This window comes from Streptomyces pinistramenti, assembly GCF_020564935.1.
Classification (GTDB): domain Bacteria; phylum Actinomycetota; class Actinomycetes; order Streptomycetales; family Streptomycetaceae; genus Streptomyces; species Streptomyces pinistramenti.
This window is the reverse complement of sequence record NZ_JAJCXB010000065.1, coordinates 1-25,059: the sequence shown is the minus strand read 5'-3', so window position 1 is coordinate 25,059 and position 25,059 is coordinate 1. Positions and strand designations below refer to the sequence as shown.

Genomic DNA, 25,059 nt, shown 5'->3' with positions numbered 1-25,059 from the left:
CGATGCGAAACGCGCTCGTGGGTCCGTGGGTGTCTCCGGGGTGCGGCTCGGGAGTGGCTGAATCTCGCCGGAGAATTTCCTGGCCGGATTCGGCGGGCGCGCGCGCCGCCCGGTGATCAACGGGCTGTACGGAGGGAGTTGGCAAGGTGTGGACGGAGGGCGGCGAGAGGGGATTCCGGGGCTTCGGCGGCTGGGGAAAACCCGAGTTGTCCACAGGGGAGGAGAGTTCGGGGATTCTTATCCACAGGCTGTGTGTGAAAACTGTGGAACTCGGAACTCCTCGTTCCGGTAGGTGAATCGTCCGCTATGGATTTGTTGTCCAAACCCCGTTCACCCGCTCTTTCGTGTGGGGTTGCCTCGCCCTAAAGGATTGGTCGCGGGAATTGTGCTGACGCGGCCCACTTCGGGGGATGTGGGGGCCTGTGGAGCGATGTGAGGGCGCCAGGGTGATTTGTCGACCTTGTCCGACTCGCATGTCGACCCCCATGTCGACTTACCCACAGGTCGAGACTCACGCCTGTGGATAACTTTGTGGACAGTCTCCACACCCCGGCGAAAGCCCCAGGTCGGGTACGTCCGGCCGGGCCCGACGGCGTCCCGCCGGTCCCCGGTCCAGCGGTCAGGACCGGCCGTCGAGGCAACGCGTCAGCCAGTCCGACGCATCGGTGAACGCCGCGTCCGTCATGTCCGGGCGCACCGTCGCCGCCACCTGGTCGGCGCGCGGGTACGAGCCCAGGAAGCGCACCTCGCGGCACACCCGCTTGAGCCCCATCAGCACCTCGCTGACCCGGCGGTCGGTGATGTGGCCCTCGCAGTCCACCGAGAAGCAGTAGCGGCCGATGCCCTCGCCGGTCGGGCGGGACTCGATACGCATCATGTTCACGCCGCGGACCGCGTACTCCTGGAGCAGCTCAAGGAGCGCACCGGGGTGGTCGGCGCGCAGCCACAGCGCCACCGAGGTCTTGTCCGCGCCGGTGGGCGCGGCGGGCCGGGCCGGGCGGCCGACCAGGACGAAGCGGGTGGCGGCGTTCTGCGCGTCATGGATGTCGGTGACCAGCGGCTCCAGGCCGTACGTCGCCGCGGCGAACTCCCCGGCGAACGCGCCGTCGTAGCGGCCCTCCTGGACCAGCCGCGCGCCGTCCGCGTTCGACGCCGCCGACTCCCAGGCCGCTTCCGGGAGATGGGCCGCCAGCCACTTGCGGACCTGCGGCTGCGCGACGGGGTGCCCGGTCACCGTCTTGACGTCGGACAGTGCCGTACCGGGGCGCACCAGCAGCGCGAAGGCGATCGGCAGCAGTACCTCGCGGTAGATCATCAGCGGTTCGCCCGCGGCGAGTTCGTCCAGGGTGGTGGTCACGCCGCCCTCGACGGAGTTCTCGATCGGGACCAGCGCGCCGGCGGCCTCGCCGCTGCGCACCGCGTCCAGTGCGGCCGGTACGGACACCATCGGCACCAGCTCGCGGGTCGCCGATTCGGGGAGCGTGCGCAGCGCCGCCTCCGTAAAGGTGCCCGCCGGGCCGAGATAGGTGTAGCGACTGGCCGACATGCAGGTGTCTCCCTCGCGTTCTTGCGGGGACGTCCCGCCGATCTCCCTGTGCGCTCACGATACCGAGACCCGGCAGGCCCCTGCGGGCTCCGTCCACAGACCGGCCCCCGCGCCCGCCACCCTGTGGACGCGGGGGGCCGGCCGTGGCTCAGCCCTCCAGCAACGGCTGTCCGACGTAGTCGCCGGGCTCCGGGGCCGGGGGCACCGCATACAGGCCGCTCGCCTCGTGCCGCAGGAACGGCGACAGCGCGTCGCCGCGGTCCAGCTTCCGCTGGATCTGGGTGAAGGCGCGCAGCGGATCGGCCTGCCAGCAGATGAAGAGCAGGCCGGCGTCGGGTGCGCCGTCGTCGCGGAACCCGTCGTGGAAGGAGAACGGGCGGCGCAGCAGCGCCGCGCCCTGGTTCGACTCCGGCGCGGCGATCCGGGCGTGCGCGTTGGCGGGGATGACCGGGAGCCCGTCGGCGCCGGTCTTGTCCAGCTGCATCGGTGTGGTCTCCGAGCCGCCGGTCAGCGGGGCGCCGCCGGCCTTCCGGCGGCCTATCACCCGCTCCTGTTCGTTGCGCGAACGCTTCTCCCAGTCGTCCAGGAGCATCCGGATCCGGCGGACGACGGCGTACGAACCGCCGCGCATCCACGCCTGGTCGGCGTCCCGCCCCACGAAGATCCGCTCGTCGAAGTCCTGGTCGGACGGCTTGGGGTTGTTGGTGCCGTCGATCTGGCCCATGAGGTTGCGGGCGGTCAGCGGCTGCGCGGTGGCGCCCGGCGTGCGGTTGAAGCCGTTCATCTGCCAGCGCAGCCGCGCGGTGCCGGCGGCCTCCTTCTGGAGCGCGCGCAGCGCGTGAAAGGCGACCAGCGCGTCGTCGGCACCGATCTGGATCCACAGATCGCCCTCGCTGCGCCCGGCGTCCAGCGCGTCCGACGAGAAGTCGGGCAGCGGGTCGAGCTGCACGGGCCGCTGCTTCTCCAGGCCCGTACGGCCGAAGAAGCTGTGGCCGAAGCCGAAGGTGACGGTGAGCGAGGACGGTCCCGCGTCGCGCGCGACGTCGGTGTCGTCGGCCGGAGCCCGTCCTGCCATCAGCTCGTCGGCCATCCGTGACCAGCGGCGCAGCAGCGCGGCGGCCGCCTTGCGGTCCTTGCCGGGGGCCAGGTCGAAGGCGAGCAGATGCCCGGCGGCCTGGAGCGGCGTGGTGATGCCGGCCTGCTGCTTGGCGCGCGCCGCGCGGAACGGCACCCGCGTCGCGCCGATGGAGCCGAGCGCGGCCGGCGCGTCGCCCTGGGCGGCGGCCGACCCTATGGCGCCGCCGGCCCCGCCGACGACGAGACCGGCCGCGCCCGCGGCGCCGACGGTGTCCAGCAGCCGGCGGCGGGACAGCTCGACGGACGGGGAATCGCCTGCCGCTGTGGCGTCGGCGGCGTCGTTCTGCGCTGACCGGTCCCGCTGTCCGCCCTGGCTCCGGTCCGGCTTCTTCGTGCTCATCAGTCGATCTTCACGTTCCTGGTCTCGGTCACCTGGTCGACGTCGGAGGTCCGCACGAGCAGCGCGAGCTGCCACTGTCCGGGCACCGGCAACTGGACGCCGCTCGCGCTCCAGTGGCCCTTGCCGACGTGCTCGGGCACCACCGGGAGCGGCCCGAGCTTCTTGGCCCGCAGGGTGAAGGACACCTTCACCTCGGGGACGTTCATGGTCGCGCCCGACGGGTCGGCGATGCGTACCCGCAGTTGGTTGCCGCTGCCGCTGCGCCCCGGGTCGAGGTCGATGCGGGCGGTGCCCTTGCCGTGCGCGCCGCCGGTGTCGAAGGGGATGGTCAGCACCCGCGGCTGGTTGGCGTCCGCCGACTGACCGGCCTCGCCCGCCTTCACGGCTTCTTCCGTACGGGCCGGTTCGGTGGCGGTCAGCACGGTCGCCACGACGAGCAGCACCACGGCGACCGACGCCTCGGCCAGCACCGACCGGCGCAGCCCCCGCCGCTCCGGATCGGCGTCGCGCAGCCGCCGCACCTTCGCACTGTCCAACGCGGCCCGCTGCCGGGCGAGTTGAGCGGTCCGTGCGGGATCGGCCGGCGCCGCGTCGGAGGCGTCCGACGAGCCCGGGGAGTCCGGGCCATCCGAGGCAGCCGATGTCTCCGGGACGTCCGGCACACCCGCCCCGGAGGCCGCCGCGACACCGACCGGCACCGTGGCGGCGGCCGTCTCCGTGCCCGCCTCCCGCAGCCGCGCCGTCCACCGGCGGGACGTCCACGCGATGCCGACGAGCACCACCACCAGCGCCACCTTGAGCAGCAGCAACAGCCCGTAGGTGGTGTCGGTGAGCGCGTGCAGGGTGCCGACCTGCCGCCAGGACTGGTAGATGCCGGTGGCCACCAGCACCAGCACGGAGCCGAACGCCAGCCGGGAGAAGCGGCGCACCGCGGTGCGCTCCACGACAGGACCCCGGTACAGGGAGACGAGCAGCGCCGCGAGGCCGCCGAGCCAGGCGGCGAAGGCGAGCAGGTGCAGCACGTCGACCGGCATCGCGATGCCGGGCTGCAGGCCGGTCGACGCGTGCTCGGCCGCCGCCCAGGTCGTCGCGAGTCCGGCGGCGACGACCAAGCCCGCGGCGGACAGCCCGGCCGTCAGCCTCCGCAGCCGCCCGCCGTCGACGTGCCCCCGCGCCTCGTCCGTCTCGCCGGACGGTTGCGCAGCCCCGTCCGTATCCGCCCGCCGGGCCCGCTCGTACGCCCCGAAGAGCACCGCGAGGAACACCGCGGCAGCCGCGAGCAGCAGCAGCCGGGCGAGCAGCGCGGCGCCCGGCTTGGTCTCCAGCGCCGCCTTGAGCCCGCCGAGATCGAAGACGTCCGCGAGATCGCCCGACCCGGTGTACGGGCCGCGCAGCAGCAGCATCGCGAGGGTGGCCGCCGTCAGCAGCGCCCAGCCACGGACCACGAGCCGCTGCACCGAGCGGACGCCGGATGCCGCCGGGCGGCAGGCCAGCACGAAGGCCGCGCCGCCGACCAGCAGCGTGAAACCGGCGTAGGCGAGGTAGCGGGCGATGCCGTACAGCGCGCCCACCAGGCCGCCGCCGGCCTCCTGTTGGGGCAGCGGCGCCTTGGTCGCGGAGGGCGCGCCGACCGAGAAGGTGAAGGCGCCGGACACCGGGTGGCTGTCGGCGGAGATGGCCTGCCAGGCGACGGTGTACGTCCCGTCGGGGAGTCCTGGCGGCAGCCCGGTGCCGTATTTGACGGTCTCGCCGCTGCACAGGTCCCGCAGCTTGCCGCGGTCCACCCGTTTGCCCTTCGGGTCCAGGACGCGGATCGAGTCGTCGCTCATCGCGACGCCTTCGGAGAAGCTGAGCGCGACCTGTTCGGGGGCATGGTCCACCACCGCCCCCTGCGCCGGAGTGCTGCCGGTCAGGGCCGCGTGCGCGAAGGCCGGTGCGGCGCCGCCGAACAGGACGCCGAACAGCGCGGCGACGACGACCAGCAGGCGCAGCGCCACCGGCCGTGGCCGCCGAGGGGCGGTGGTGATCATGAAGGTGCTCCCCTTTCTCGTACCTCTACGTCACTTCTTCGGCGTGTACGCGGCGTCCTTCACCGGCACCTCGACCTTGACCGGGTCCGAGGTGCCGAAGTGCAGCTCGACGGTGATCTTGTCGCCCGCGGACGGCTTCTTCTTCAGGCCCATGAACATCAGGTGGTTGCCGCCGCGGGAGAGCGTCAGCTCCTCGTGGGCCGGTATCGGCAGCGAGTTGACCTGCTCCATCTTGTTGCCGGTGGTCTTGTGTATCGAGACGTCGTCGGCGAGGTCGCTGGTGACGGACGTCAGCTTGTCGTCGGTGCCGCCGGTGTTCTCGACGACGAGGAAGGCGCCGGCCATTTTCTGGGTGACGGGCTGCGGCATGTACGCGCCGGTGACCTTCAGCTCCGGGCCGCTGTCGGCGGAGTCGCAGCCGGCCAGGGCGAGCGCGGAGGCGGCGGTGAGGGCGAGGGCGGTGGCGGTGCGGCGGTTCACGGGTTCTGTCCCTTGATGATCTTCGGAAGTGCGGAGGTGTAGTTGTCGGCGGTGGCGTCCTGCATGCCCAGCCAGTGGATGCGGTCGTCCTTGGGCGAGGCCATCAGGACCTGCGCGCCGTGCGTCGAGACGATGTCGCCGTTCTTCTTCTTGACCGGCTTCTCGATGCCGACGTTCACGCTGCGCGCACCGGCCTGGATGGTCTTGAAGTCGCCGGTCAGGCCGGTGAACTTCGTGTTGATGCCGCCGAGCCACTTCTTGAGCGCCGACGGGGTGTCGCGCTCCGGGTCGGAGGTGATGAACAGCACCCGCAGGTCGTCCTGTTCGGCCTTCGGCAGCTGCTTGACCGCGACGGCGACGTTGGCCATCGTCAGCGGGCAGACGTCGGGGCAGTTGGTGTACCCGAAGTAGATCAGCGTCGGGTGGCCCTTGGTCTTCTCCAGCAGGTCGTACTTCTTGCCGTCGGAGTCGGTCAGGACGAGGTCCGGCTTCTCCATCGGGCTGTCGAGCGCGACGATCGGCTTGGAGGAGGCGCCGGAGACCGATGCGGCGGGCTTGTCGCCGCCGTCGTCGGGTCCGCACGCCGTCAGGGTGAGGGCCGCGGCCGCCGTGAGGGCAGCCGCGATCAGGGTCTTACTACGCATTGCAGAGGTATCCCGTGTGGTCAGGAAGCGGGTGCCGGGCCGGCCCTGGAGCGGGCCGGCCCGGCCACTGGTCAGGCGTTGCGGCGCCGGCCGGCGAAGACGCCGTATGCGACTCCGATGATGCCGATGACGATGCCGACGATGCCGAGCACCCGTGCCGTGGTGTCGCTGTCGGACACCTTCTGGTTCGGCGCCGGGACGTTCTGGGCGGCCTGCGGGCCCGCGGCGCCGTCCTTGGCCGCCGCGGTCAGCTTGAGTACCGGAGCCGGATTCTCCGGCTCCGCCGCGCCCTCCTTGGCCGGCTCGATCCAGCGCACGACCTCCTTGTTGTCGTACGTCTGGAGGGCCTTGAAGACGAGCTGGTCGGCGTGCTCGGGGAGCTGGCCCACGGCGAGCGGGAACTGCTGGAACTGGCCGGGCTCGATCCCGCTGTCGTCCGCCGTCCACGTGATCTTGGAGGGGGCCTTGTCGATCTTCTCGCCGTGCGTCTCCACCGGCTTGTCGAGCTTGGCCTCGGTGACCTTCACCTTCCAGCCGGGCACCGGCTGCGGCATGACGGACACCAGCGGGTGGTCGGTGGGCAGGGTGACTTCGAGCTTCACCGTCGAGGCGTGGTCGCGCTCGTTGGGGACCTTGAGGTTGATGGTCGCGTAGCTGCCCTGCGCGGCCGTGTCGGGCTGCACGGTGACGTGCGCGAACGCGGGCGCGGCCAGCAGCAGCACACTGCCCGCCGCGATACCGCCCACCACCGGCAGGCGGCGGGTCATCGTCTTCGTCGTCATCTTGGTTTTCGCCATGGCGGAAACTCTCCACAGTCAGGAGGAGGTAAGGGGGACGGCGCGCGCGGCGACGACGCGAGAGCCCCACCCCTTCCTGCGGGCGTGCTTCGCGTGGCGTCAGGCCGCGAGGGCCAGAGCGGGCGGCCCCCGCCGGACGACACTGTGCTGAAGGACGAGATCCCGCGGCCCGGCCTTGGCGCTGCCGTGGGCACCTGGCACCGCCGGGCCGTTGCCCTGTGCGGCGCCGGGCCCGGCGAGCAGGAAACGGACCAGCGCGAGCGCCGAACGCAGCGCACCGGCCAGCGCCTGCGCCGCCGCTTCCTGCGCCGCCGGAGCCGAGAGCCGCACCAGCCGCCACAGGGCCGCCTCGCCGCGGCGCAGCAGCCAGCCGGCGGCCAGCGCGGCGAGCAGGTGTCCGAGCAGCATCGGCAGCGACGGCAGCAGGCAGTGCGCCATCGCGGGCGCGGCACCGGAACCCGGCGCGAGCGGGTGGGACATCCCGGACATCCCGGAAGCGCCGGCCACCGCCGGATCGACCCCGCCGCCGCCCGCGAGGATCCGGCGCGCTCCGTCGCCGTCCAGCGCCACGCCGTCGAGCCCGCAGGTCAGCCGCCGGGCGAGGCCGATCACGGCCCGGTCCGACAGCCTGCCGGAGCCCGTACCGCCCGGGGCGGCGCCCAGCGCGCACTGCTGGCCCAGCGAGAAGAGCGAGTGCAGCGCGAGCTGCCCGACGGCCAGGCCCGCGGCGATGCCCGGCAGCGTGCGCTCCCGGTCGGCCAGCGGGGCCGCGACCGCGAAGACCACGGCGCAGGCGACGCCCAGCGTCCACAGCGGGACCGAGGCGAAGGACCCGGCCATGTGCCCGGCGGCGGACAGCGCGACGCAGACCGCGGTGAACACCGCGGCCCTCAGCAGCCGCAGATCGGCGGCCGCGCGCACTGTGCTGGCGACAGGGGCAGTCATGGCGGCGCCATCATCCCACTGCGCTTATCCGCCGCCTACGGCAGGTCACCGCGCAGGGGCGCTCGGCGGGGGCCCGGCGGAGGACGGCGGGGCGCGCGGGGGCGCATACCCCGGAGCTCGCTTACACGGCGCGCTCGGTGTCCGCATCCGCCGATCGAGCGGTGTGCCGCCCCGGGCATGCTTACGGGGCTCTTACCGCGGCAATACGTAACGGTATGTCGAGCCGCGGCGCAGGAGGCTGGAGCGAATGAGCATCTGGTGGTCACTCCATCTGCGCCGTGAGCCTGCGAGCGTGCCGCTCGCCAGACGCCTGCTGCTGGGCGCCATGGAAACGGCCGGCGTCGACCAGGACATCTGTTACGACCTCGCGGCAGCTCTCTCCGAAGCCTGTGCGAACGCCGTCGAACACGGCGGCGACGTGGCCGGCGACGACTACCGCGTCACGGCGTTCATCGACGGCGACACCTGCCGTATCGAGGTCACGGACTCGGGCCCCGGCTTCTCCGCCGCCCCCCGCCCCCCGACCGACCCGGCCCTGCTGACCCCCGCCCCGGCCCCCACCGACGCCGAGGACGGCCGCGGCCTCTTCCTCATCGAAGCCCTCACCGACCACGTCCGCTACCGCAACCGCACCGGTCGCCGCGGCGCCGTCGTCAGCTTCGACAAGATCCTCAAGTGGCGCGAGGGCGCGGCGCTGCCGATGGCGTCGTGAGGGGATCACGGCGCGGGGCTTGGCACTTACCTGCTGATGCTCCGCTCGGATGCCCCTGGTTCCGGCAAGCGGCTGCGTGTTCCCCACCAGCGGCGGCTTCGTTCTTCCGCTGCTCACGCCCGTGTTAGCCGGTTGTTAGCGGAGCGGCAGCCTTGCGGTAGTGGCCCCGGGCAGAGTGGGTGACGTACCGAGGAGACAACGTCACCGACCGCCCCGGGGGGAACCCGAAATGAGCTCCAGCATCACTGGCCGCACCGCCCGTCGCCGTACCCTGCGTATCGCCGCCGCGGCGCTGACCGCAGTTGCCGGCCTCACCTTGACCGCCTGCTCCGGCTCGGACGCCGACGCGAAGTCCGCGGGCCACACGGGCACGAGTTCTGCCGCCGCCAATTCCACCGCCTCGGGCTGGTCCGGAGTGCAGAGCACCGATGACAAGGCGAGCCCCGATGCCAAGGGCGACACCAAGGCGGGCGCTGCGGGCGAGCGGCCGGGCAGCGCGCACGCCGGTGGCAGGGCGGCGTCCCCGGTCCGTACCGAGCGCCTGGCGGACGGCATCAGCAAGGCCGAGATCTACGACCTCGGCGGTCAGCGCTACCGTGCCAAGATCGTCGGCAACGGTTCGGTCCTGGCCACGATGGAGACGACCGGCGAGGACGCCGACGCCGGGCTCGACGCCAACGACATGTTCATCGTGCTCACGATGGGTGGCGAGGTCCATTCCTGGATGGGCGGTGGCCACCAGGGGCCGGGCACCTTCAAGCTCGCGGGCGGTTGGAAGGCCAAGGTCACGAAGGTCGGCGAGCTGCGGTACCGCGCGCAGATCATCGGTTTCGAGGGTGTGGCCGCCACTTTGGAGACGAAGGGGCACGACGTCGGGGTCGACGCCAACGGCGTGTACATCGTGCTCAGCGACGGCGGTGTGATCAGCGCCCACAAGTGAAGACCCGCCCGGCTGCGGCGGTGGAGCGACCCCGGTGGGGCGGCTCCACCGCCGCAGTGACGGAAGCGTTCGAGTAGCCCCCGAAGCTCTCCCGGCGTCTCGCGAAACCACGACGGGAACACCGTTCCGGTCGTGACGAACACGAATGTGAACGCTTCGTGGGCTCTCGCCGGTGACGAAGGACCTGGTGTCACCCTGAGCCGCTGCCAAGAGTCCACCAGCGGTCGGCCACGGTTGCTCATGGCCGGAGCCGTAGCCGGATGGCCGTGACCGTCCCGTGGAAGACGTACGCCCTCTTGCCGTAGCGCGTCGCGACGGCCCGGGAGTTCGTGAGCCGATTGATCGTCCGCTCGGCTTCGTCGGCGAGAGGGACCGTGCAGGCCGGTCCACCTCGCGAGCGGTCCGGGGCTGCGCCTGTCCGACCAGTCGTGCGCAGGTCGCTGGCCCAGACCGACAAGCCGCACATGATCCGTCGAGAAGACGTGACTCCCCTGCAAGGCCCTGTCCGGGAAGCGGACCCGTCAGGTGACGCGAGGGTGTGGCGCTTCCTATGGCGTCGTGAGGTCCCTTCGCTGCGGCCGGGGCCGGAATCTTTCGCTTCCCGTGCGCCGGGCCGCCGCTCTGTGCGATCGTCGCTCCCGCTGCCGCACAGGTGAACCAACTGCTGTCCCTTTAGGGGTAGTTGGAGTGCCTGAAAGATTCGACGACGTGCCGGGGGAACCGATCAGCCATGACCGTCCGACGCTGTGAACGCTGTGACCTCATCGTCGGGGAGGGGTGCGACTGCCCACCCGACGGGTCGGCCCCGCGGGCGGGGGGTGTCTCCGCGCTCCGGCCGACGACGGCGGAGGCGGTCCCGGACGGGCCGCCGCCCGGTGCCCTCGTCGTGTCGCCCGCAGGGAATGCGCACCTGCCCGACTGCGGTCACCTTTCCGACAGTGTCGTCTGCGCGCCGAAGTTCGGGTGGGTGGCTGCCCCCGCCCCGGGGGTCTGGTCCCGGATCTCGGTGTCCGAGCCGTTGCGGGCCACCGCGGGCAACACGGACCGGGTGGCCACCCGCCGCTGCCTGTCCTGCGATGCGCGCGGGTAGGCGGCCGAGCCCACGCGAAGAAGACCTCCTCCGCGCGAGCCCGTAGCTCATACCTGCCCCCTTCAGCCCTGCGAAGCCGCGTTCAGCAGGTCCAGTGCGCTGTGCTGGCAGCCGTTGCCCGTGGTGGTGAAGGGGCCGGCCCAGTGGGGGCCGTACTGGTCGAGGGGGGTGCGGTTTTTGGTGTGGAGGGTGGCGGCCTGGTTGTTGAGGTAGGTGGTGTAGGGGTGGTCGGGGAGTTCCTTGTTGAGGATGCCGAGGCCCCTGGCGTAGGGGCCTTTGAAGGAGTCGCCGTCGGAGGTGCAGCCGGTGCCGTCCGGTTCGTAGGGCTCGTGCAGGGTGCCGCCCGGGTTGAGGTAGGACGACGAGGTGGAGGCGTCGGCCAGGGTGCGGGCGCTGTCCAGGAGGGACGCGTCGCCGGTTGCGCGGTGGAGTTCGGCGAGGCCGGCGAGGATCACGCCCTGGTTGTACGTCCAGGTCGACTGGCCGTTGTTCTTGCAGGAGTTGTCGAGGCCGTCGTTGATGGTGTGGCCGGAGTTGGTCATGCCACTGCCCTGGAACCAGGACCACTCGTCCTCGGCGCGCTGGAGATAGGTGCCGTCGCCGTCGATGCGGTTGTGCAGGGACGCGTTGAGGTGCAGGTACAGCTCATTGGTGATGGCGTTCTTGTACGGCTTGTCGGTGGCCCACTGGACGCCGCCCCCGCAGGTGGCGGTCCAGTGGTCGTGCATGTGGTCGGCGTCGGCGCGGGCGGTGTCCAGGTAGCGCTTCTCGCCGGTCACGTCGTACGCGGCGACCCAGGCCAGGCCCCACCAGCCGGTGTCGTCGAGATAGGAGTTCTTGAAGTCGCCGTCCTGCTCGCCGCGGAGCTTGTCGTAGGTGGTGGAGATGGCGTACGTGTAGCTCGGCATGCCGCTGACGCGGATGTTGTCGATGAGTGAGGTCAGCGCGGTGGCCGAGGTCCACCAGCCGGCGAACTTCCTGGTGTCGCGGTGGTAGCCCATCATCAGCGCGGTGGCGGCCGCGGTGCTCCTGCTCCACGCGTTCCAGTTGGTGCGCTTCCACGGAGTGCAGGCGATCTCGGGGCGGTCGCCCGCCTTGCCGCAGGCCCGCAGCGCGCCGATGCCCGCGTGGTTCCAGTCGTCGACGTTGTACATCTGGCTGCGCCAGCCCCGCGAGCCCTCGGGGGTCTTGGTGGCGCCGAGCCTGCTGCCGGATGACCAGGTCTGCCCGCCGTCGAAGGAGCGGTCGAGCCAGATCTCGTCGCCGGGGTTGCCGTTGTCGATCGAGGCCCAGCCCATGACATCGTTGTCGGAGAGGTGCAGGGCGAGGGTGCGCGCGTGGACCGACGCGGTGGCCGCGGTGTGGTCGTCGGCGGCGTACCGGGGATCGCGGGCGTCGCAGTGCTTGTTGCAGACGGGCTGGTCGGCCGCCTGTGCCGCCGTCGACGGGAGGGCGGGCGCCAGGAAGGCCAGCAGGCAGGAGGCGGTGGCGAGCCTTCTGAGGCGGGTGGATCCGGGGTGACGGTGCGGGGGCGTCGGGCGCATGATCTCCTCCGGTCGCGGGGTGGAGAGCCGGTCGGTGGTCCAGAGAAGCGTTCTGGGTTTGTGCATGTCAAGTGAACCTCCGGTGACGCCAGGGAAGTTGACGTTTCCCGGGCGCTCCCGGGGGTGACCGGCGGACCGGCGCGTCCCCGGGGCGGAGGGTTTCTGTCCGCTCGGGGCCGTCGTACGGGATGGGCTGAATCTTTCCCGGTCTTTACTGCGCACTGGTTGCAAGTGCGAAATATGCGCAGCAACGTGAAGGAGGGGCGCCCGCAGAAGGAGAGGCGCGACCCACCGGAAGAGAGCAGCACCGCCCATGCCCGTGTCCCCCGCCGCACCGACGACCACCGCGCCCGCACCCACCCGAAGGCAGCGCATCGCCCGCTCGATGACCCGCGCCGAGTGGGGCCGCCTGGGCGGGATGGCCGCGTTCATCCTCGCCCTGCACGTGATCGGCTGGTTCACGCTGGTGGCGATCGTCGCGCCGGAGCACTACAGCCTGGGCACCAAGACCTTCGGCATCGGCATCGGCGTCACCGCGTACACCCTGGGCATGCGGCACGCCTTCGACGCCGACCACATCGCCGCCATCGACAACACCACCCGCAAGCTGATGAACGAGGGGCAGCGCCCGCTCTCGGTCGGCTTCTGGTTCTCGCTCGGCCACTCCAGCGTCGTCTTCGGCCTGGCCTTCCTGCTCTCGCTCGGCGTACGGGCCCTGGCAGGCCCGGTCCAGAACGACAGCTCCCGGCTGCACGACGTCACCGGCCTGATCGGCACCACCGTCTCCGGCGTCTTCCTCTACATCATCGCGGCGGTCAACCTCGTCATCCTGGCCGGGATCTGGCAGGTCTTCCGCCGGATGCGGGCCGGTGACTTCGACGAGGCGGCCCTGGAGGACCAGCTCGACAAGCGCGGGCTGATGAACCGGCTGCTCGGCCGCGTCATGAAGTCGATCACCAAGCCCTGGCAGATGTACCCGCTCGGCCTGCTCTTCGGCCTCGGCTTCGACACCGCGACCGAGGTCGCCCTCCTCGTACTCGCCGGGTCCGGCGCCGCGTCCGGGCTGCCCTGGTACGCGATCCTCTGCCTGCCGGTGCTCTTCGCCGCGGGCATGAGCCTGCTGGACACCATCGACGGCTCGTTCATGAACTTCGCCTACGGCTGGGCCTTCTCCAAGCCGGTCCGCAAGGTCTACTACAACCTCACCATCACCGGCCTGTCGGTGGCCGTCGCGCTGATCATCGGCACCGTCGAACTGCTCGGCCTGCTCGCCGACAAGCTCGGCCTGCACGGCTTCTTCTGGGACTGGATCGCCGGACTCGACCTCAACATCATCGGCTTCGTGATCGTCGGCATCTTCTTCGTCACCTGGCTCGTCGCGCTGGCCGTGTGGAAGTTCGGCCGCATCGAGGAGAAGTGGGAGGCGGACATCCGGCCGGCGGGGGAGCCGGGGGCGGAGTGACGCGGCGCTCCGCGTGTCCCGTCGCCGTCGTCAGCGCCACCAGCGGCGCCGCGCAGGTACCACTACGATCCGTGGCCCCTCGTCCCGGTGACGGCGGCGCTCGCGTTCGGTACGCAGCGCCAGGACATGGGTGAGCAGCGCGCCGGTGACGGACGCGGCGAGCGCGAAGGCGCCGGTGATCACGACGGCGGTCAGGTTGGTCATGCGGGTCCTTCCGGGTATCAACGCCCCCCGGCGGGTGGGCTGTTCCCGACTTTCACGGACCGCCGGAGGATCGGCCAACCGCGGTGCGCAGCGATAGAACGAGCCCGTCTCTGCGTTTTCATGCCCCAAAGGCACGTTCTACGCGCGTTCCGGAGCGGAACCCGATGACCGTCACCGAAAAACGGCGCGGAGGCGGACCACTCGAACGAGCGAGGAACGGATGCTTCCGCTCCGGTTGGAGCGTTCCTCGCCGTACGGACATCCACGCGCCGTTCACCGTAGCCGGTGGCGCCGCCGCACCGGTCCCAACTCCCTTACCGCCCCGCAGCCTTGAGCAGTACCTCGGTCAGCCGCCCGGCCGTCTCCACGTTGCAGTTGCCGAGCGCGATCAGCGGCAGCCGGTAATGCCCCACGAGGCTCGGCAGATCGAGGCCGAGCGACGGCAGCGTGATGCCGTTGGCGTGCAACGCACCCTGGAGCGCTTCCAGACGCTCGCCGACGTCCTCGGGGTCGGGGGTGCGGTCGGCGTAGGGGGCGTGGTCGTGCATGGTGTCCACCTTCCTGTGCGGTCTGTGATGAATCCCTCACAGCGTGACGTGGTGACGGCTAGCGTGGAAGCACAGTGAGTTACGCAGGGCAACACACGAAAAATGGTGGTGAGTTGTGCCTCCACGTAAAGCAACCAACGCGTCCGCGGACGTACCCGCCTTCTACGGCGCCGAGCTGCGCTACAAGCGGGAGTCCGCGGGCCTGACGCTTGAGCAGTTGGTCGACGGAAGCTTCAGAGGGCTCTCGTTCCTCAGCCAGATCGAGCGCGGCGAGCGCCGTATGCCGATGGATCTGGCCCGGCACGTCGACGCGAAGCTCGGCACGGACGGCTTCTTCGAGCGGCGCTGCGAGGACGTACGCAAGGCCAAGCAGTCGGGTCACGCGGAGTATTTCGCGGACGTCGCGGAAATGGAGAAGTTCGCGGAGCGGATCGAGGAGTGGGCGCCGATGCTCATTCCTGGGCTGCTCCAGACCGAGACGTATGCGCGGCAGGTCGTACGGACCGGAAGTCCGTGGTTGCCGCCGAAGACCGTGGAAAAGCAGGTGGCGGCGCGGATAGAGCGTGCCGAGATCTGGGGCCGTGAGCAGCGCCCTGCGTTCTGGGCGATCGTCCACGAATCGATGCTCCGCAAGCCCTTGTTGGAGCCCGGCCCGATGGCTGAGCAGCTCGCGCACATCGCGACGGTCATCAAGGACAACCAGGGAGTTCTCCAGGTCATCCCCGAAACAGCGGCGGCCTTCCCGCTCATGATGGGCATGGTGCGAGTGATGACCTTCCCGGATGCCCCTCCGGTGATCTACACCGAGGGCATCCACAGCGGCCAACTCATCGATTATCCGCCCCTCGTGAAGGACTATCGCAGGTCGTACGATCTGCTCAGGGCCGCCGCACTGTCACCCCAGGCGTCCCTGGCCATGATCGAGGCGACGGCAGAGGACTACAGAGATGCAGCCCAGCAGGAATGACTTCGGCGGCGCACGCTGGCGCAAGAGCAGCTACAGCAATGCCAGCGGCGGCGACTGCGTCGAGGTGGCCGAGGACTTCCACGGTGCGGCCTCTTGGCGCAAGAGCAGCTACAGCAACTCCAGCGGCGGCGAGTGCATCGAGATCCGCGAAGACCTCCCCGGCATCGTCCCCGTCCGGGACTCCAAGAACCCGGACGGGCCGGCGCTGGTGATGGGTGCCGGGGCCTGGGGCCGGTTCGTCACGGCCGTCAAGGGTGGGGCGCTCGGGGTCTGAGCGGGGCGCCGCTGTCGGCGGAACGTGCCGCGCGGTCTCGCAGGTGAGGACTTCCCCCGCGGTTTCCCCACACTGCGAGACCGGCACGCACTGTCTAACGCGAACTTGCTCGCGTTAGTCTGTGGTGGAGAATACGTGGCCCGACCCCGCACGGCAATACGGAGCGGCTTTGACCCCTGCGCCCCACCTTCCCGGCAAGGCCCGACCGGGCGGACGTACGGCACGCACCCGGCAGGCCGTACTGACCGCCGTTTTCGACGAGTTGGCCGAGTCCGGATTCGGCGCGGTCACCATGGAGGGCATCGCCCAGCGCTCCGGAATCCACCTCGCGACGGTCTACCGGCGCTGGCGCACCATCGAGGGCCTGGTCTGCGACCTGCTGACGGACGTCAGCAGCACGAGCGTCCCGCTGGCCGACACCGGAACCCTCCTCGGTGACCTGCACGCCCTCGCGCAGTCCCTGGAGACCCTGTACGAGGCCGCCCGGGTCCGCGGGCTCCTCGACGCGGTGGTTTCCGCCGCGGCGCGCCAGCCGGAGGCCGCCACCATCCTCCGCGACTTCTTCGACGGCCGACTCCAGCTCGCGGGCGCGATGGTCGGGCGCGCCATCGCCCGCGGCGAAGTCCCGGCCGACACCGACCCGGTCGCCGTGATCTCCGCCCTCGCCGCGCCCTTCTACTACCGCTTGCTCATCGTCCGCCGCCCGGTGGACATCGCCCTCGCGGAATCCACCGCCACGGCCGTCTGGGCGGGCATCAGGGCGGGGGCGTACCGCACGGGCGGTGGCTGAGGTGCCCCGGTTTCCGACGGCGTCGGCGGTGCGCGACGCGGCCGACGGGCGCACGCTGGAAGAAGCGATTCCGGAGGTGATCGTCATGGTGGACACCGCTGTCGGATGGCATGTCGAGATGGAATTCGAAGAGGACACCCACCGCACCCGCGCGGCCGCGCTGGTACGGCTCCCCGACGGGCGGGAGGTGCGCGCCCACGGGTACGCCAGCCGTCACCCCGTCGACTCGTACCAGCCCCGCATCGGCGAGGAGATCGCCGCGGCCAGGGCCCTCAACGAACTGGCCATGAAGATGCTGACCAAGGCACACGAGGAGATCGACGAGGCGTCCGGCAGGACGTCCTACCCGCTGGCGCTGTGAGGCGGGTACGGCGACGGCCGGTGACCCCGAGGGGATCACCGGCCGTCGTGTGTGCCGTGCGGCGCGGTCAGCCGCGCAGACCGGCCATCCAGGACTCGACCTCGTCCGAGCGGCGCGGCAGGGCGGCCGACAGGTTCCGGTTGCCGTCCTCGGTGACGAGGATGTCGTCCTCGATGCGGACGCCGATGCCGCGGTACTCCTCGGGCACCGTCAGGTCGTCCGCCTGGAAGTACAGGCCGGGCTCGACGGTCAGCACCATGCCGGGCTCCAGGGTGCCGTTGACGTACGCATCGGTGCGGGCCGCGGCGCAGTCGTGGACATCAAGGCCCAGCATGTGGCCGGTGCCGTGCAGGGTCCAGCGGCGCTGGAGCGCCAGCTCCAGGACGCGGTCGGCGGGGCCCTCGACCAGGCCCCACTCGACGAGCTTCTCGGCGAGCACGCGCTGCGAGGCGTCGTGGAAGTCGCGGAAGTTCGCGCCGGGCTTGACCGCCGCGATGCCGGCTTCCTGGGCCTCGTACACCGCGTCGTAGATCGTGCGCTGGAGGTCGGTGTAGCGGCCGTTGATCGGCAGGGTGCGGGTGACGTCGGCGGTGTAGAGGCTGTTGGTCTCCACGCCGGCGTCCAGCAGCAGCAGGTCGCCGGAGCGGACCGCGCCGTTGTTGCGGACCCAGTGCAGGGTGGTGGCGTGCGGGCCCGCGGCGCAGATCGAGCCGTAGCCGACGTCGTTGCCCTCGACGCGGGCGCGCAGGAAGAACGTGCCCTCGATGTAGCGCTCGGACGTCGCCTCGGCCTTGTCGAGGACCTTCACGACGTCCTCGAAGCCGCGGACGGTGGAGTCGACGGCCTTCTGCAGCTCGCCGATCTCGAACGCGTCCTTCACCACGCGGGCCTCGGACAGGTAGACGCGCAGCTCTTCGTCGCGCTCGGCGGTGACCTTGTCGGTCAGCGCCGCCTCGATCCCGGCGTCGTGGCCGCGGACGACACGGACCGGTCCTGTCGCCTCGGTCAGCGCCCCGGCCAGCTCGCGGACGTCCTTGCAGGGGACGCCGAGCAGCGCCTCGGACTCGGTGAGGCTGTTGCGGCGGCCGACCCACAGCTCGCCCATGCCGTTGAGCCAGAACTCGCCGTTCTCGCGGTTCGAGCGGGGCAGGCGGTAGACCGTCGCGTCGTGCGCGTCGCCGTTCGGCTCCAGGACCAGGACGCTGTCGTCGGTCTGGTCGCCGGTGAGGTAGACGTACTCCGTGGAGGCGCGGAAGTCGTACTCGGTGTCGTTCGAGCGGGTCTTGAGGTTGCCCGCGGGGATCACCAGGCGCTCGCCGGGGAAGCGCGCGGAGAGCGCGGCGCGGCGCGCGGCGGCGTTCGGGGCCTGCTCGATCGGCTCCAGGTCACGCAGTTCGGTGTCCGCCCAGCCGCTCTTCATGCTCGCGGCGAGCTCGTCGGAAACGCCCGGGTAAAGGCCGTTCTTGCGCTGCTTGATCGGCTGCTCGTCCTCGTCCGGGGTCTCCGGGGTGAGCTCGTCGGTCACGATGCCTCCTTGTAAAGACTGAACCGTGTTCCATCGTATGTGCGGATCGAATGCGGTCCAGAGGGCGGAAGGTGTGACCTCTCAGGCACTTCGGCCATATATCGGCTGAGCCCCGGAGCGCGCGTCTTTTGGGGTGGCCGGGCCCTACGCCTCGAAGTGCGCGGCGAGCAGGATGACGTCCTCGTCCGACGCGGGATCGTCGAGCCCCTGGGGCAGCAGGGCGCCCAGGATGTGGTCGACGATCGCGTCCGGATCGCGGCGGCTCCTCCTGGGGACGCCGGCGGCCGCGGTGTGCAGCCGGGCGAAGGCGCGGTCCGTGGCGTCTCCGGTCCGGTGCAGCAGCCCGTCGCTGTAGAGCAGCAGGGTCTCGCCGGGCACCGGTTCGATCGCCACGCTCGGCGCCTCCCAGCAGGCCAGCATGCCCAGCGGCGCGGACAGCGACGTCTCCACGAACTCGGTGCGCAACTCGCCGACGATCAACGGCGGGCAGTGACCTGCACCGGCCAGGGTCAGCGTGCGGCGGGTGTCGCCGGTGAGGCCGGGCGGCTCGGTGAACGCGAACAGGGCGGTGGCGGTGCGGGCCGGTTCGGTCAGCCGCATGAGCAGTTCGAGGTCGGACAGGACCGCCACCGGATCCTCGCCCTCCATGACGGCGTACGCGCGCAGCGAGGCCCGCAGCCGGCCCATCGCGGCCACCGCGCTCGGGCCGGAGCCGGAGACCGAGCCGACGGCGAGACCCAGCGCGCCGTCCGGCAGCGGCAGCGCGTCGTACCAGTCGCCGCCGCCGCGCGGACCCGATCCGTGCCGCACCGCGAGGCGTACGCCGGGCACCCGGGGCAGCCGGTGGGGCAGCAGCTCCTCGTTGAGGGTCGCGGCGGCCTGCCGGTGACGGTCGAGTTCCAGGAGGCGGGCGAGGTGTTCGGACGCGTAGCTGCGGTAGCGGCCGACGAGGTGACGCTGCCGCTCGGTCGGCTCGCCCGGTTCGTCATAGAGCCAGACCGCGGCGCCGAGCCCGCCGTACGGGTCGGCGGCCAGCCGGACGGTGTGGCTCGCGGCGAATCCGAGCCGGGCGGCGACCTCGCGCAGCCGGGGGTCGAGGCCCTTGCCCCCGGGGATGTCGGGTTCGGTGATCTCGGTGATCTCGGTGCGTTCGGCGGTCCCGGTGCGGGCGCCGTCCTCCGGGCGGGAGCCGGTGCCGTGGCCGCCGTCGGGCTCCGGGAGGCCGTCGAGGATGCGGCGGTGCGCCAGGGCGCGGTGCGGGACGGTCTCGATGTGGCCGAGGTCGGCGGGGCCGAGGCCGAGGCCGATGGTGGTGTCGGGGCCGAGCCCGTCGGCGGGCTGGAGGACTGCGAGGCCCCGGGTGGCGCCGAGGAGGGTGGCGCCGGCCCGCAGCACTTCCTGGAGTGCGTCCGGCAGTGTGCGGGTGCGCGCGAGGTGCTCGGTGAGGTCGTGCAGGGGGGTGAGGGCCGCGGGCGGGTCGGCAGTGTGCGCGGAGCCGGAGAGTGGGGGCTCGGTTCCGGCCACTTTCGGAACATGGGGGACGGTCATGGCCGATGACTTCCGCCAGGCCCGGAATCACTCCAGGTGGAGCCGCATTTTGGTAGGGAGTGCGTCATTTTGTTGAGTGATGTTGTGCGGTTCTTTTGTCCGCTCAATTTACTCAATAGCATCGCAAACCCCCATGTCATGCTGCTCAGCTATCAATGCCTCCACATTTACACGCACCAATGACGTGATGTCCAGCATTGTCCCCAAGGGGTTTATGGTGTCAACCGGGTAAGAAGTTTGGCCGGAAAAGATCCCCGTGGACACTCATTTGAGGTCGACTGACGGCGATCAACAGCGCGTCATATGCACGATGGCGGGTACGTACTCGGAGAGATGCGGGGCCAGTTGGGGCCGCACCGGAACCCTCCGGAGGACACGGGCGTCTTTACTGACGACGACCGCGACGGACTCCCAAGTGGCGGGATTGCACTACCGCACAGCAAGCGCCAAGAGCGCGCCACCCCGTCACGTTCCACGCTCGGCGTACGACGTGATGCGCTGCCCCTCGAATACGCAGTGACCAAAGATCCACGTGGCGTGACCGGCCCCTGGCCGTACGGCCAGGTCGTAGGAGCTCGCCGCGCAGCGGCATGAACCGGCATGTAGTGCGATGGACTTAGCCCTCGGCGTTAACGGAAAGGAACGAGCGCTCATGCGCGAGATCCTCGGAAGGCGACGCAAGCATCTGTTCCGGCGCACCGGGAGGTCGGCCCTGCTCGGCGCGGCGCTCCACTGCGCCACCGAGTGGCAGTGGCCGGTGGTACCGGGGGTGAGACTGCGCGCCGGCGGCCGGCAGCCCGGCGGCTGGCGCGGCCTCGGCGAACGCGCCGCGCCCCGGTGCAGCTGCCCCGACGCCGACTGCGTGGTGCCCGGCGCGCACCCCTTCGACCCCGGCCTGCTGGCCGCCACGACCGACGCGCGCATGGTGCGCTGGTGGTGGACGAACCGGCCGGACGCCCCGGTCGTGCTGGCCACCGGCGGCAGCGCGCCCTGCGCGGTGAGCCTGCCGGCCGTCGCCGGCGCGCAGGCGCTGGCCGCCCTGGACCACTTCGGCGTCCGCCTCGGCCCGGTCGTGGCCACCCCCACCCGCTGGTCGCTGCTCGTATCGCCGTACGACCTGGCGGAGTTGGGCGAGCTGCTGCACTCCCAGGACTGGGTGCCCAGTTCGCTGCGCTTCCACGGCGAGGGCGGCTATCTGGTGCTGCCGCCTTCGCAGATCGGCGCCGGCGCGGTCCGCTGGGAGCGGCCGCCGGCCGCCACCCAGGCCGCGCCGTGGCTGCCGCAGGTGTCCACGATCGTGGCCGCACTGGTCACCGCGAGCACCAGCGCCCCGGACGGCGGCAGCCGGCTCGCGTACTGAGCCCTCCCGGAGCCGCACCCCGGAGTTTCACCCGTAGGGGTCGGCGCAGCACGGGAATTCACCTCCTGGCGCCCCGTACGGCCGTGCCTGCGGCGGCTGGGGCGGTTTCTGTGTTCGTGGGGCCCGCCGGGTGGCCGGGCAGGCCCTGACGGGTGTCTCCGGGCAACTCCGTGCCGGGCGGCAGGCGTTCGCGCCGGTGCGGCGGCCGCGGGGCCGTGGCGCAGGGCAGGGGAGATCCGCATCGGGTGTCTCAGCGGATGCCGCATCGGGGGCCACGTCGGGTGTCGGAGCGGGTGCCGCAACGGTTTCGGCATCGCGGTGATCCGGCGGCGGCCGTGCGGAGGGTCCGGCCGGGAGCGCGTCCGGCTGCGGACATGGAAGCGCCCGGTCGCTGGCGACGGGGGATGCACCAGCGACCGGGCTCCTAGAACGGTAACAAGAGATCGGCAGTTCGCAAATTCGATCGCGGAATTCCGGACGCCTATTTACCGATAGGTAGAGGCAGTTGTGACAGGAGTCACGTCAGAGGCCCCTGGGAATGTCACTGTCAGCTCAGCGTCACCTGACGGTTGGTGAGGCCGCCGCGCGCCCGGCGCTCTTCCGAGGTCAGCGGTGCGTCCGAGGCGAGCGCCTTCGCCAGCCGCTCACCGAACGCGACGGCCGGCGCCGTCACGTCCTCCGCGCTCATCTCCGACGGCAGGTCCCAGACGGGCACGACCAGGCCGTGCGCGCGGAACGATCCGACCAGCCTGGTGCCGTCACCGAGCGAGGACGTGCCCGCGGCGTGCAGCCGGGCGAGCGCGTCCAGCAGCTGCTCCTCGGGGAACGAGGTGACCCAGCGCAGGTGGTTCTTCTCCGGCGCCTCGCACCAGTAGGCGCCCTCCAGGCCGGGGATCCGGGCGGTCGGGATGGCGGCGGCGTTGGCCCGCTCCAGGGAAGCGGCCACCTCGGGGGCGGCGTTTTCCGCGTTCTCCACCCAGAACTCGAAGCCGCTGTGCACGGACGGCTCGAAATGAGCGTCCGGGTCGAGCAGATCCTGGAGCCGGGGCCCGTCGGCAGCAGCCCGGCCGGCCGCCACCGGAGTGCCCGGCTTCGCGGTCAGGGCGCGCTGGAGCGTGTCCGCCAGGTCGCGGCTGATGTCGCCGGACGAGGTGTCGTTCTGGAGGCCGAGCAGGACCGCGCCGTCGTCGCGGCGCAGCGCGGGCCAGGCCATCGGCAGCACCGTCGCCAGCGTCACCGAGGGCACGTCGTCGGGCAGCCCGTCCTTGAGGGTCAGCTCGACGGTCGCGGCCGGCACCAGTTCGCGCAGCGCGACCCAGTCGCACTCGCCGGGCAGGCCGTCGAACGGGCGCTGCACCAGCTCGGTGACGGCGTGCGCCGCACTCCGGCCATGACATGCCTTGTAGCGGCGGCCCGAACCACACGGGCAGGGCTCGCGGGCACCGACGACCGGCACCTCGCCGTCCTGCATCCTCGGTGCTGCGGCCTGGGGCTGGGGGCGGCGCTTCTTGGCCATGGCGGCGGTGTCTCCTGGTCGATCCTGGGCGGAGAGGCGTTCACGCAAGGGGCGTCCGGCCGCTGGGTGAGCGCCTCTTTCGGACGCGGTTCGGCGTGAGCCTAGAGGATCCGCGTCGCCCGGGGGCCGCGTGGCCCTGACCGCCCTCACACGCGGGCCCGCCGCCGTGCCTGCGGGCGCCCGGCGCGCCTACACCGGGTCTTCGAGGTCCGCGAAGGCCAGCTCGGGCGGCAGGCCCGACGCCTGGCCCGCCGCGAAGGACGGCGGCATGACCGGCGCCAGCGCGACCCGGTCGGCGAAGCCGTCGTACGCGGACAGCACGGCCCAGACCGTGACCTCGCCCTCGATCACCTCGCGCACGCCCCAGTCCTTGGACAGCGAGCGGATGATCGCAAGCCCGCGGCCGCCGCGTGCGGTGACCGAGGGAGTGGACGGCCGCGGCCGGGTCGGGCCGCCACCGTCCGTGACCGAAACCGTGAGCCGGCCGCGGCCGTCGATGCGCCAGGAAGCGAGGACGTAATCCTGGTCCCGGCCGCCGTGGACCGCGCGTACGGACCCCGGCTCGCGGACGGAATCCGGCAGGCTCTTTTCGTATACGGGACGCGCATGCCGACAGGCATTGCTCAACAGTTCCGAGAGAATGAGGACCGCGTCATCGACGACTGTGTCCTGAACTCCACTTGCCAACAGCTCTTCGCTCATGCGCCGTCTGGCCATGCCCACACCCGCTGGACCATGGGGTACGGCCATGATCGACGACGTCGGCACCTCTTGTGCCACCACCAACGCCACCCCCGAGACCTCCTTTGCCCCACGCCACGGGATGAATTCCCCAATGGACTGGACCGGAAACCGGCCAAGCGCTGCACAGTGACGCATTCGACACACATGCCCACGTGTCGCATGCGCCGGTGCACACCCCGTGACGATCTTCAGGCAAGGCCGAGTTGGGCGCGTACCTGTTTAGGGCGGTTTGTGATGACGGCGTCCACGCCGAGATGCCGGCACAGCTCGACGTCATCGGGCTCGTTGACGGTCCACACGTGCACCCGGTGACCTGCGCGGTGCGCCCTGGCGACGTAGTCGGGGTGGGCGCGCAGGATCCGGATGCCGGGCCCCGCGATGCCGACACCGGGCGGCAGCCGGCCGTCGCGGTGCCGCGGCGTGAGGAACTGCATCAGGTAGACCGCCGGGATCTGCGGGGCCGCGGTCCGCACGCGGTGCAGCGAGCGCGCGGAAAAGCTCATGACGCGGACCGCGGGCGGCGGGTCGCCGGGGCCTCTGGGGGCGGTGTGCCCGAAGCGCTCCAGGAGGGTGACGAGCCGGTCCTCCACCTGTCCGGCCCAGCGGGTCGGGTGTTTGGTCTCGATGGCCAGCTCGACCCGCCGGTCGGCGTCCGCTACCAGCTCCAGCAGGCGCTCCAGCGTCAGCACGGAGGTCAGCTCGGGGTCGTCGTGCTGCCGGTCGGGCGCCTCGGGGTCGTCGGCCGCCGCCTTCCAGGACCCGAAGTCGAGAGTGGCCAGGTCGGCCAGCTCCAGCGCCGAGACGGCGCCGCGCCCGTTGGACGTGCGGTTCACCCGGCGGTCGTGGACGCAGACCAGCTGGCCGTCGGCGGTCAGCCGGACATCGCACTCCAGGGCGTCGGCACCGTCCTCGATCGCCTTGCGGTAGGCGGCCAGCGTGTGTTCCGGAGCGTCGTCGGACGCGCCGCGATGGGCTACGACGGACAGGGCGGGAGGACCCGGACGGGCGTCCTGGGCGGGGCGTGCATAGGTCACCGAGTTATCGTGCCATCCACCGTCGTCGGGCCGCCCTGCGCTGCCCGTGCGCACGGCAGGGGATGCGTCTGTTTTACCGGGCGTAAAGGATGTCCGGCATGAAGGATGAGGTGACGGTCACAGCCTCGCCTTACGGTGCGCTGACGCGTCGTGGGAAAGGCTGGAGGCCGAGCCCCGCCCATGCCGTCCGGGCCGGGACTCGCCCGTTCCGCCCGGATCCGGAATCCTGAAGACCGGATTCCGCGTCCCCAAGGAGACAGAGGAACCGGAAATCCCGGAACACCGGAACACCCGGCCCCGGATGCCGGCGAACCGGACGGCGAGGCGCCGCAGACGCCCCGCCGCCCGGGAAGCCGGAAGACGGGCCGGGCCGTGGGCCGGCACAGTCGTGAAGCTGAGGAGAGAGCCGTGAGCACCGAGAACGAGGGCGCCGCCGTCCCGCCGGAGGCCGAGCCGCCGGCGGCGCCCAAGGCGTCGGACAGCGCACCCGAGTCCGCCTCCGCCGCACAGACTCCGCACCA

24 protein-coding genes and 1 pseudogene are annotated in these 25,059 nt (G+C 71.3%); 8 read left to right on the top strand and 17 right to left on the bottom strand.

Annotated features, from left to right (window positions below; translation table 11 throughout):
- Nucleotides 1-619: 619 nt before the first annotated feature.
- The 7 genes from pheA to LIU39_RS30065 all read right to left on the bottom strand — a co-directional run bounded on the left by pheA (nt 620) and on the right by LIU39_RS30065 (nt 7,919).
- Nucleotides 620-1,546 carry a prephenate dehydratase gene (pheA, locus tag LIU39_RS30095; protein WP_227050098.1) on the bottom strand — a complete coding sequence of 309 codons (927 nt, stop codon included), beginning with the start codon at nt 1,544-1,546 and terminating at the stop codon, nt 620-622.
- Nucleotides 1,547-1,694: 148 nt separating this feature from the next.
- On the bottom strand, nt 1,695-3,023 hold the full coding sequence (gene efeB / locus LIU39_RS30090; RefSeq protein WP_227050097.1) for an iron uptake transporter deferrochelatase/peroxidase subunit: 1,329 nt from the start codon (nt 3,021-3,023) through the stop codon (nt 1,695-1,697).
- Nucleotides 3,023-5,053: a copper resistance CopC/CopD family protein gene (locus LIU39_RS30085; protein WP_227050096.1), complete on the bottom strand. Its 2,031-nt coding sequence runs from the start codon at nt 5,051-5,053 to the stop codon at nt 3,023-3,025. Before LIU39_RS30085 ends, efeB begins: the two co-directional genes overlap by 1 nt.
- Nucleotides 5,054-5,083: 30 nt before the next feature.
- Nucleotides 5,084-5,533 carry a copper chaperone PCu(A)C gene (locus LIU39_RS30080; RefSeq protein WP_227050095.1) on the bottom strand — a complete coding sequence of 150 codons (450 nt, stop codon included), beginning with the start codon at nt 5,531-5,533 and terminating at the stop codon, nt 5,084-5,086.
- Nucleotides 5,530-6,177, bottom strand: a complete 648-nt coding sequence (locus tag LIU39_RS30075) for an SCO family protein (protein ID WP_227050094.1) — start codon at nt 6,175-6,177, stop codon at nt 5,530-5,532. Before LIU39_RS30075 ends, LIU39_RS30080 begins: the two co-directional genes overlap by 4 nt.
- A 71-nt stretch (nt 6,178-6,248) precedes the next feature.
- Nucleotides 6,249-6,974: a YcnI family copper-binding membrane protein gene (locus LIU39_RS30070; protein WP_227050093.1), complete on the bottom strand. Its 726-nt coding sequence runs from the start codon at nt 6,972-6,974 to the stop codon at nt 6,249-6,251.
- A 99-nt stretch (nt 6,975-7,073) separates the two neighbouring features.
- Complete coding sequence (locus LIU39_RS30065; protein ID WP_227050092.1) at nt 7,074-7,919, bottom strand: hypothetical protein; 846 nt, start codon at nt 7,917-7,919, stop codon at nt 7,074-7,076.
- A 247-nt stretch (nt 7,920-8,166) separates the two neighbouring features.
- Here LIU39_RS30065 and LIU39_RS30060 point away from each other — a divergent pair, with 247 nt between their 5' ends.
- Both LIU39_RS30060 and LIU39_RS30055 read left to right on the top strand, forming a co-directional pair.
- On the top strand, nt 8,167-8,631 hold the full coding sequence (locus tag LIU39_RS30060; protein WP_227050091.1) for an ATP-binding protein: 465 nt from the start codon (nt 8,167-8,169) through the stop codon (nt 8,629-8,631).
- A gap of 229 nt (nt 8,632-8,860) precedes the next feature.
- Nucleotides 8,861-9,571, top strand: coding sequence for a hypothetical protein (locus tag LIU39_RS30055; RefSeq protein ID WP_227050090.1), 711 nt, complete (start codon nt 8,861-8,863; stop codon nt 9,569-9,571).
- 238 nt (nt 9,572-9,809) lie between these two features.
- Here the strand turns inward: LIU39_RS30055 and LIU39_RS30050 are convergent.
- From LIU39_RS30050 to LIU39_RS30040, 3 genes and pseudogenes are all read right to left on the bottom strand, one after another.
- A pseudogene (locus LIU39_RS30050) lies at nt 9,810-9,929 on the bottom strand (IS5/IS1182 family transposase); the annotation flags it as partial.
- A 566-nt stretch (nt 9,930-10,495) separates the two neighbouring features.
- Entirely contained in the window at nt 10,496-10,675 is a 180-nt protein-coding gene (locus tag LIU39_RS30045; protein ID WP_227050089.1) for a hypothetical protein, read from the bottom strand.
- Nucleotides 10,676-10,723: 48 nt separating this feature from the next.
- Nucleotides 10,724-12,205: a glycoside hydrolase family 76 protein gene (locus LIU39_RS30040; RefSeq protein ID WP_372464101.1), complete on the bottom strand. Its 1,482-nt coding sequence runs from the start codon at nt 12,203-12,205 to the stop codon at nt 10,724-10,726.
- Nucleotides 12,206-12,590: 385 nt separating this feature from the next.
- Here LIU39_RS30040 and nicT point away from each other — a divergent pair, with 385 nt between their 5' ends.
- Complete coding sequence (gene nicT / locus LIU39_RS30035) at nt 12,591-13,667, top strand: Nickel transporter NicT (RefSeq protein ID WP_227050109.1); 1,077 nt, start codon at nt 12,591-12,593, stop codon at nt 13,665-13,667.
- 30 nt (nt 13,668-13,697) lie between these two features.
- On the opposite strand, the gene LIU39_RS30030 is transcribed toward nicT, so the two are convergent.
- Both LIU39_RS30030 and LIU39_RS30025 read right to left on the bottom strand, forming a co-directional pair.
- The gene (locus tag LIU39_RS30030; protein WP_227050087.1) at nt 13,698-13,871 is read right to left on the bottom strand and encodes a hypothetical protein; all 174 of its coding nucleotides are present in this window, start codon (nt 13,869-13,871) and stop codon (nt 13,698-13,700) included.
- 314 nt (nt 13,872-14,185) lie between these two features.
- Nucleotides 14,186-14,419: a hypothetical protein gene (locus LIU39_RS30025; RefSeq protein WP_227050086.1), complete on the bottom strand. Its 234-nt coding sequence runs from the start codon at nt 14,417-14,419 to the stop codon at nt 14,186-14,188.
- A 115-nt stretch (nt 14,420-14,534) separates the two neighbouring features.
- On the opposite strand from LIU39_RS30025, the gene LIU39_RS30020 reads away from it, so the two are divergent.
- The 4 genes from LIU39_RS30020 to LIU39_RS30005 all read left to right on the top strand — a co-directional run bounded on the left by LIU39_RS30020 (nt 14,535) and on the right by LIU39_RS30005 (nt 16,811).
- Nucleotides 14,535-15,386: a helix-turn-helix domain-containing protein gene (locus LIU39_RS30020; RefSeq protein WP_227050085.1), complete on the top strand. Its 852-nt coding sequence runs from the start codon at nt 14,535-14,537 to the stop codon at nt 15,384-15,386.
- Nucleotides 15,367-15,660 (top strand): DUF397 domain-containing protein, encoded by a 294-nt coding sequence (locus LIU39_RS30015; RefSeq protein ID WP_227050084.1) that lies wholly within the window; start codon nt 15,367-15,369, stop codon nt 15,658-15,660. The genes LIU39_RS30020 and LIU39_RS30015 overlap by 20 nt, the downstream gene beginning before the upstream one ends.
- Nucleotides 15,661-15,829: 169 nt before the next feature.
- On the top strand, nt 15,830-16,450 hold the full coding sequence (locus tag LIU39_RS30010; protein ID WP_227050083.1) for a TetR/AcrR family transcriptional regulator: 621 nt from the start codon (nt 15,830-15,832) through the stop codon (nt 16,448-16,450).
- A gap of 85 nt (nt 16,451-16,535) precedes the next feature.
- Nucleotides 16,536-16,811 carry a DUF1876 domain-containing protein gene (locus LIU39_RS30005; protein ID WP_227050108.1) on the top strand — a complete coding sequence of 92 codons (276 nt, stop codon included), beginning with the start codon at nt 16,536-16,538 and terminating at the stop codon, nt 16,809-16,811.
- Between the two features lie 67 nt (nt 16,812-16,878).
- Here the strand turns inward: LIU39_RS30005 and LIU39_RS30000 are convergent, their stop codons facing one another.
- Nucleotides 16,879-18,336 (bottom strand): aminopeptidase P family protein, encoded by a 1,458-nt coding sequence (locus LIU39_RS30000; RefSeq protein ID WP_227050082.1) that lies wholly within the window; start codon nt 18,334-18,336, stop codon nt 16,879-16,881.
- Nucleotides 18,337-18,480: 144 nt separating this feature from the next.
- On the bottom strand, nt 18,481-19,884 hold the full coding sequence (locus tag LIU39_RS29995) for a PP2C family protein-serine/threonine phosphatase (RefSeq protein WP_227050081.1): 1,404 nt from the start codon (nt 19,882-19,884) through the stop codon (nt 18,481-18,483).
- Nucleotides 19,885-20,536: 652 nt separating this feature from the next.
- Between LIU39_RS29995 and LIU39_RS29990 the strand changes: the two genes are divergently transcribed.
- Nucleotides 20,537-21,244, top strand: coding sequence for a bifunctional DNA primase/polymerase (locus tag LIU39_RS29990; RefSeq protein WP_227050080.1), 708 nt, complete (start codon nt 20,537-20,539; stop codon nt 21,242-21,244).
- Nucleotides 21,245-21,791: 547 nt separating this feature from the next.
- Here LIU39_RS29990 and LIU39_RS29985 read toward each other — a convergent pair.
- From LIU39_RS29985 to LIU39_RS29975, 3 genes are all read right to left on the bottom strand, one after another.
- On the bottom strand, nt 21,792-22,760 hold the full coding sequence (locus LIU39_RS29985) for a DUF5926 family protein (RefSeq protein WP_227050079.1): 969 nt from the start codon (nt 22,758-22,760) through the stop codon (nt 21,792-21,794).
- Nucleotides 22,761-22,949: 189 nt separating this feature from the next.
- Nucleotides 22,950-23,552 carry an ATP-binding protein gene (locus LIU39_RS29980; RefSeq protein WP_372464098.1) on the bottom strand — a complete coding sequence of 201 codons (603 nt, stop codon included), beginning with the start codon at nt 23,550-23,552 and terminating at the stop codon, nt 22,950-22,952.
- 140 nt (nt 23,553-23,692) lie between these two features.
- Nucleotides 23,693-24,538, bottom strand: a complete 846-nt coding sequence (locus LIU39_RS29975) for a glycerophosphodiester phosphodiesterase (RefSeq protein ID WP_227050077.1) — start codon at nt 24,536-24,538, stop codon at nt 23,693-23,695.
- Between the last annotated feature and the right edge of the window lie 521 nt (nt 24,539-25,059).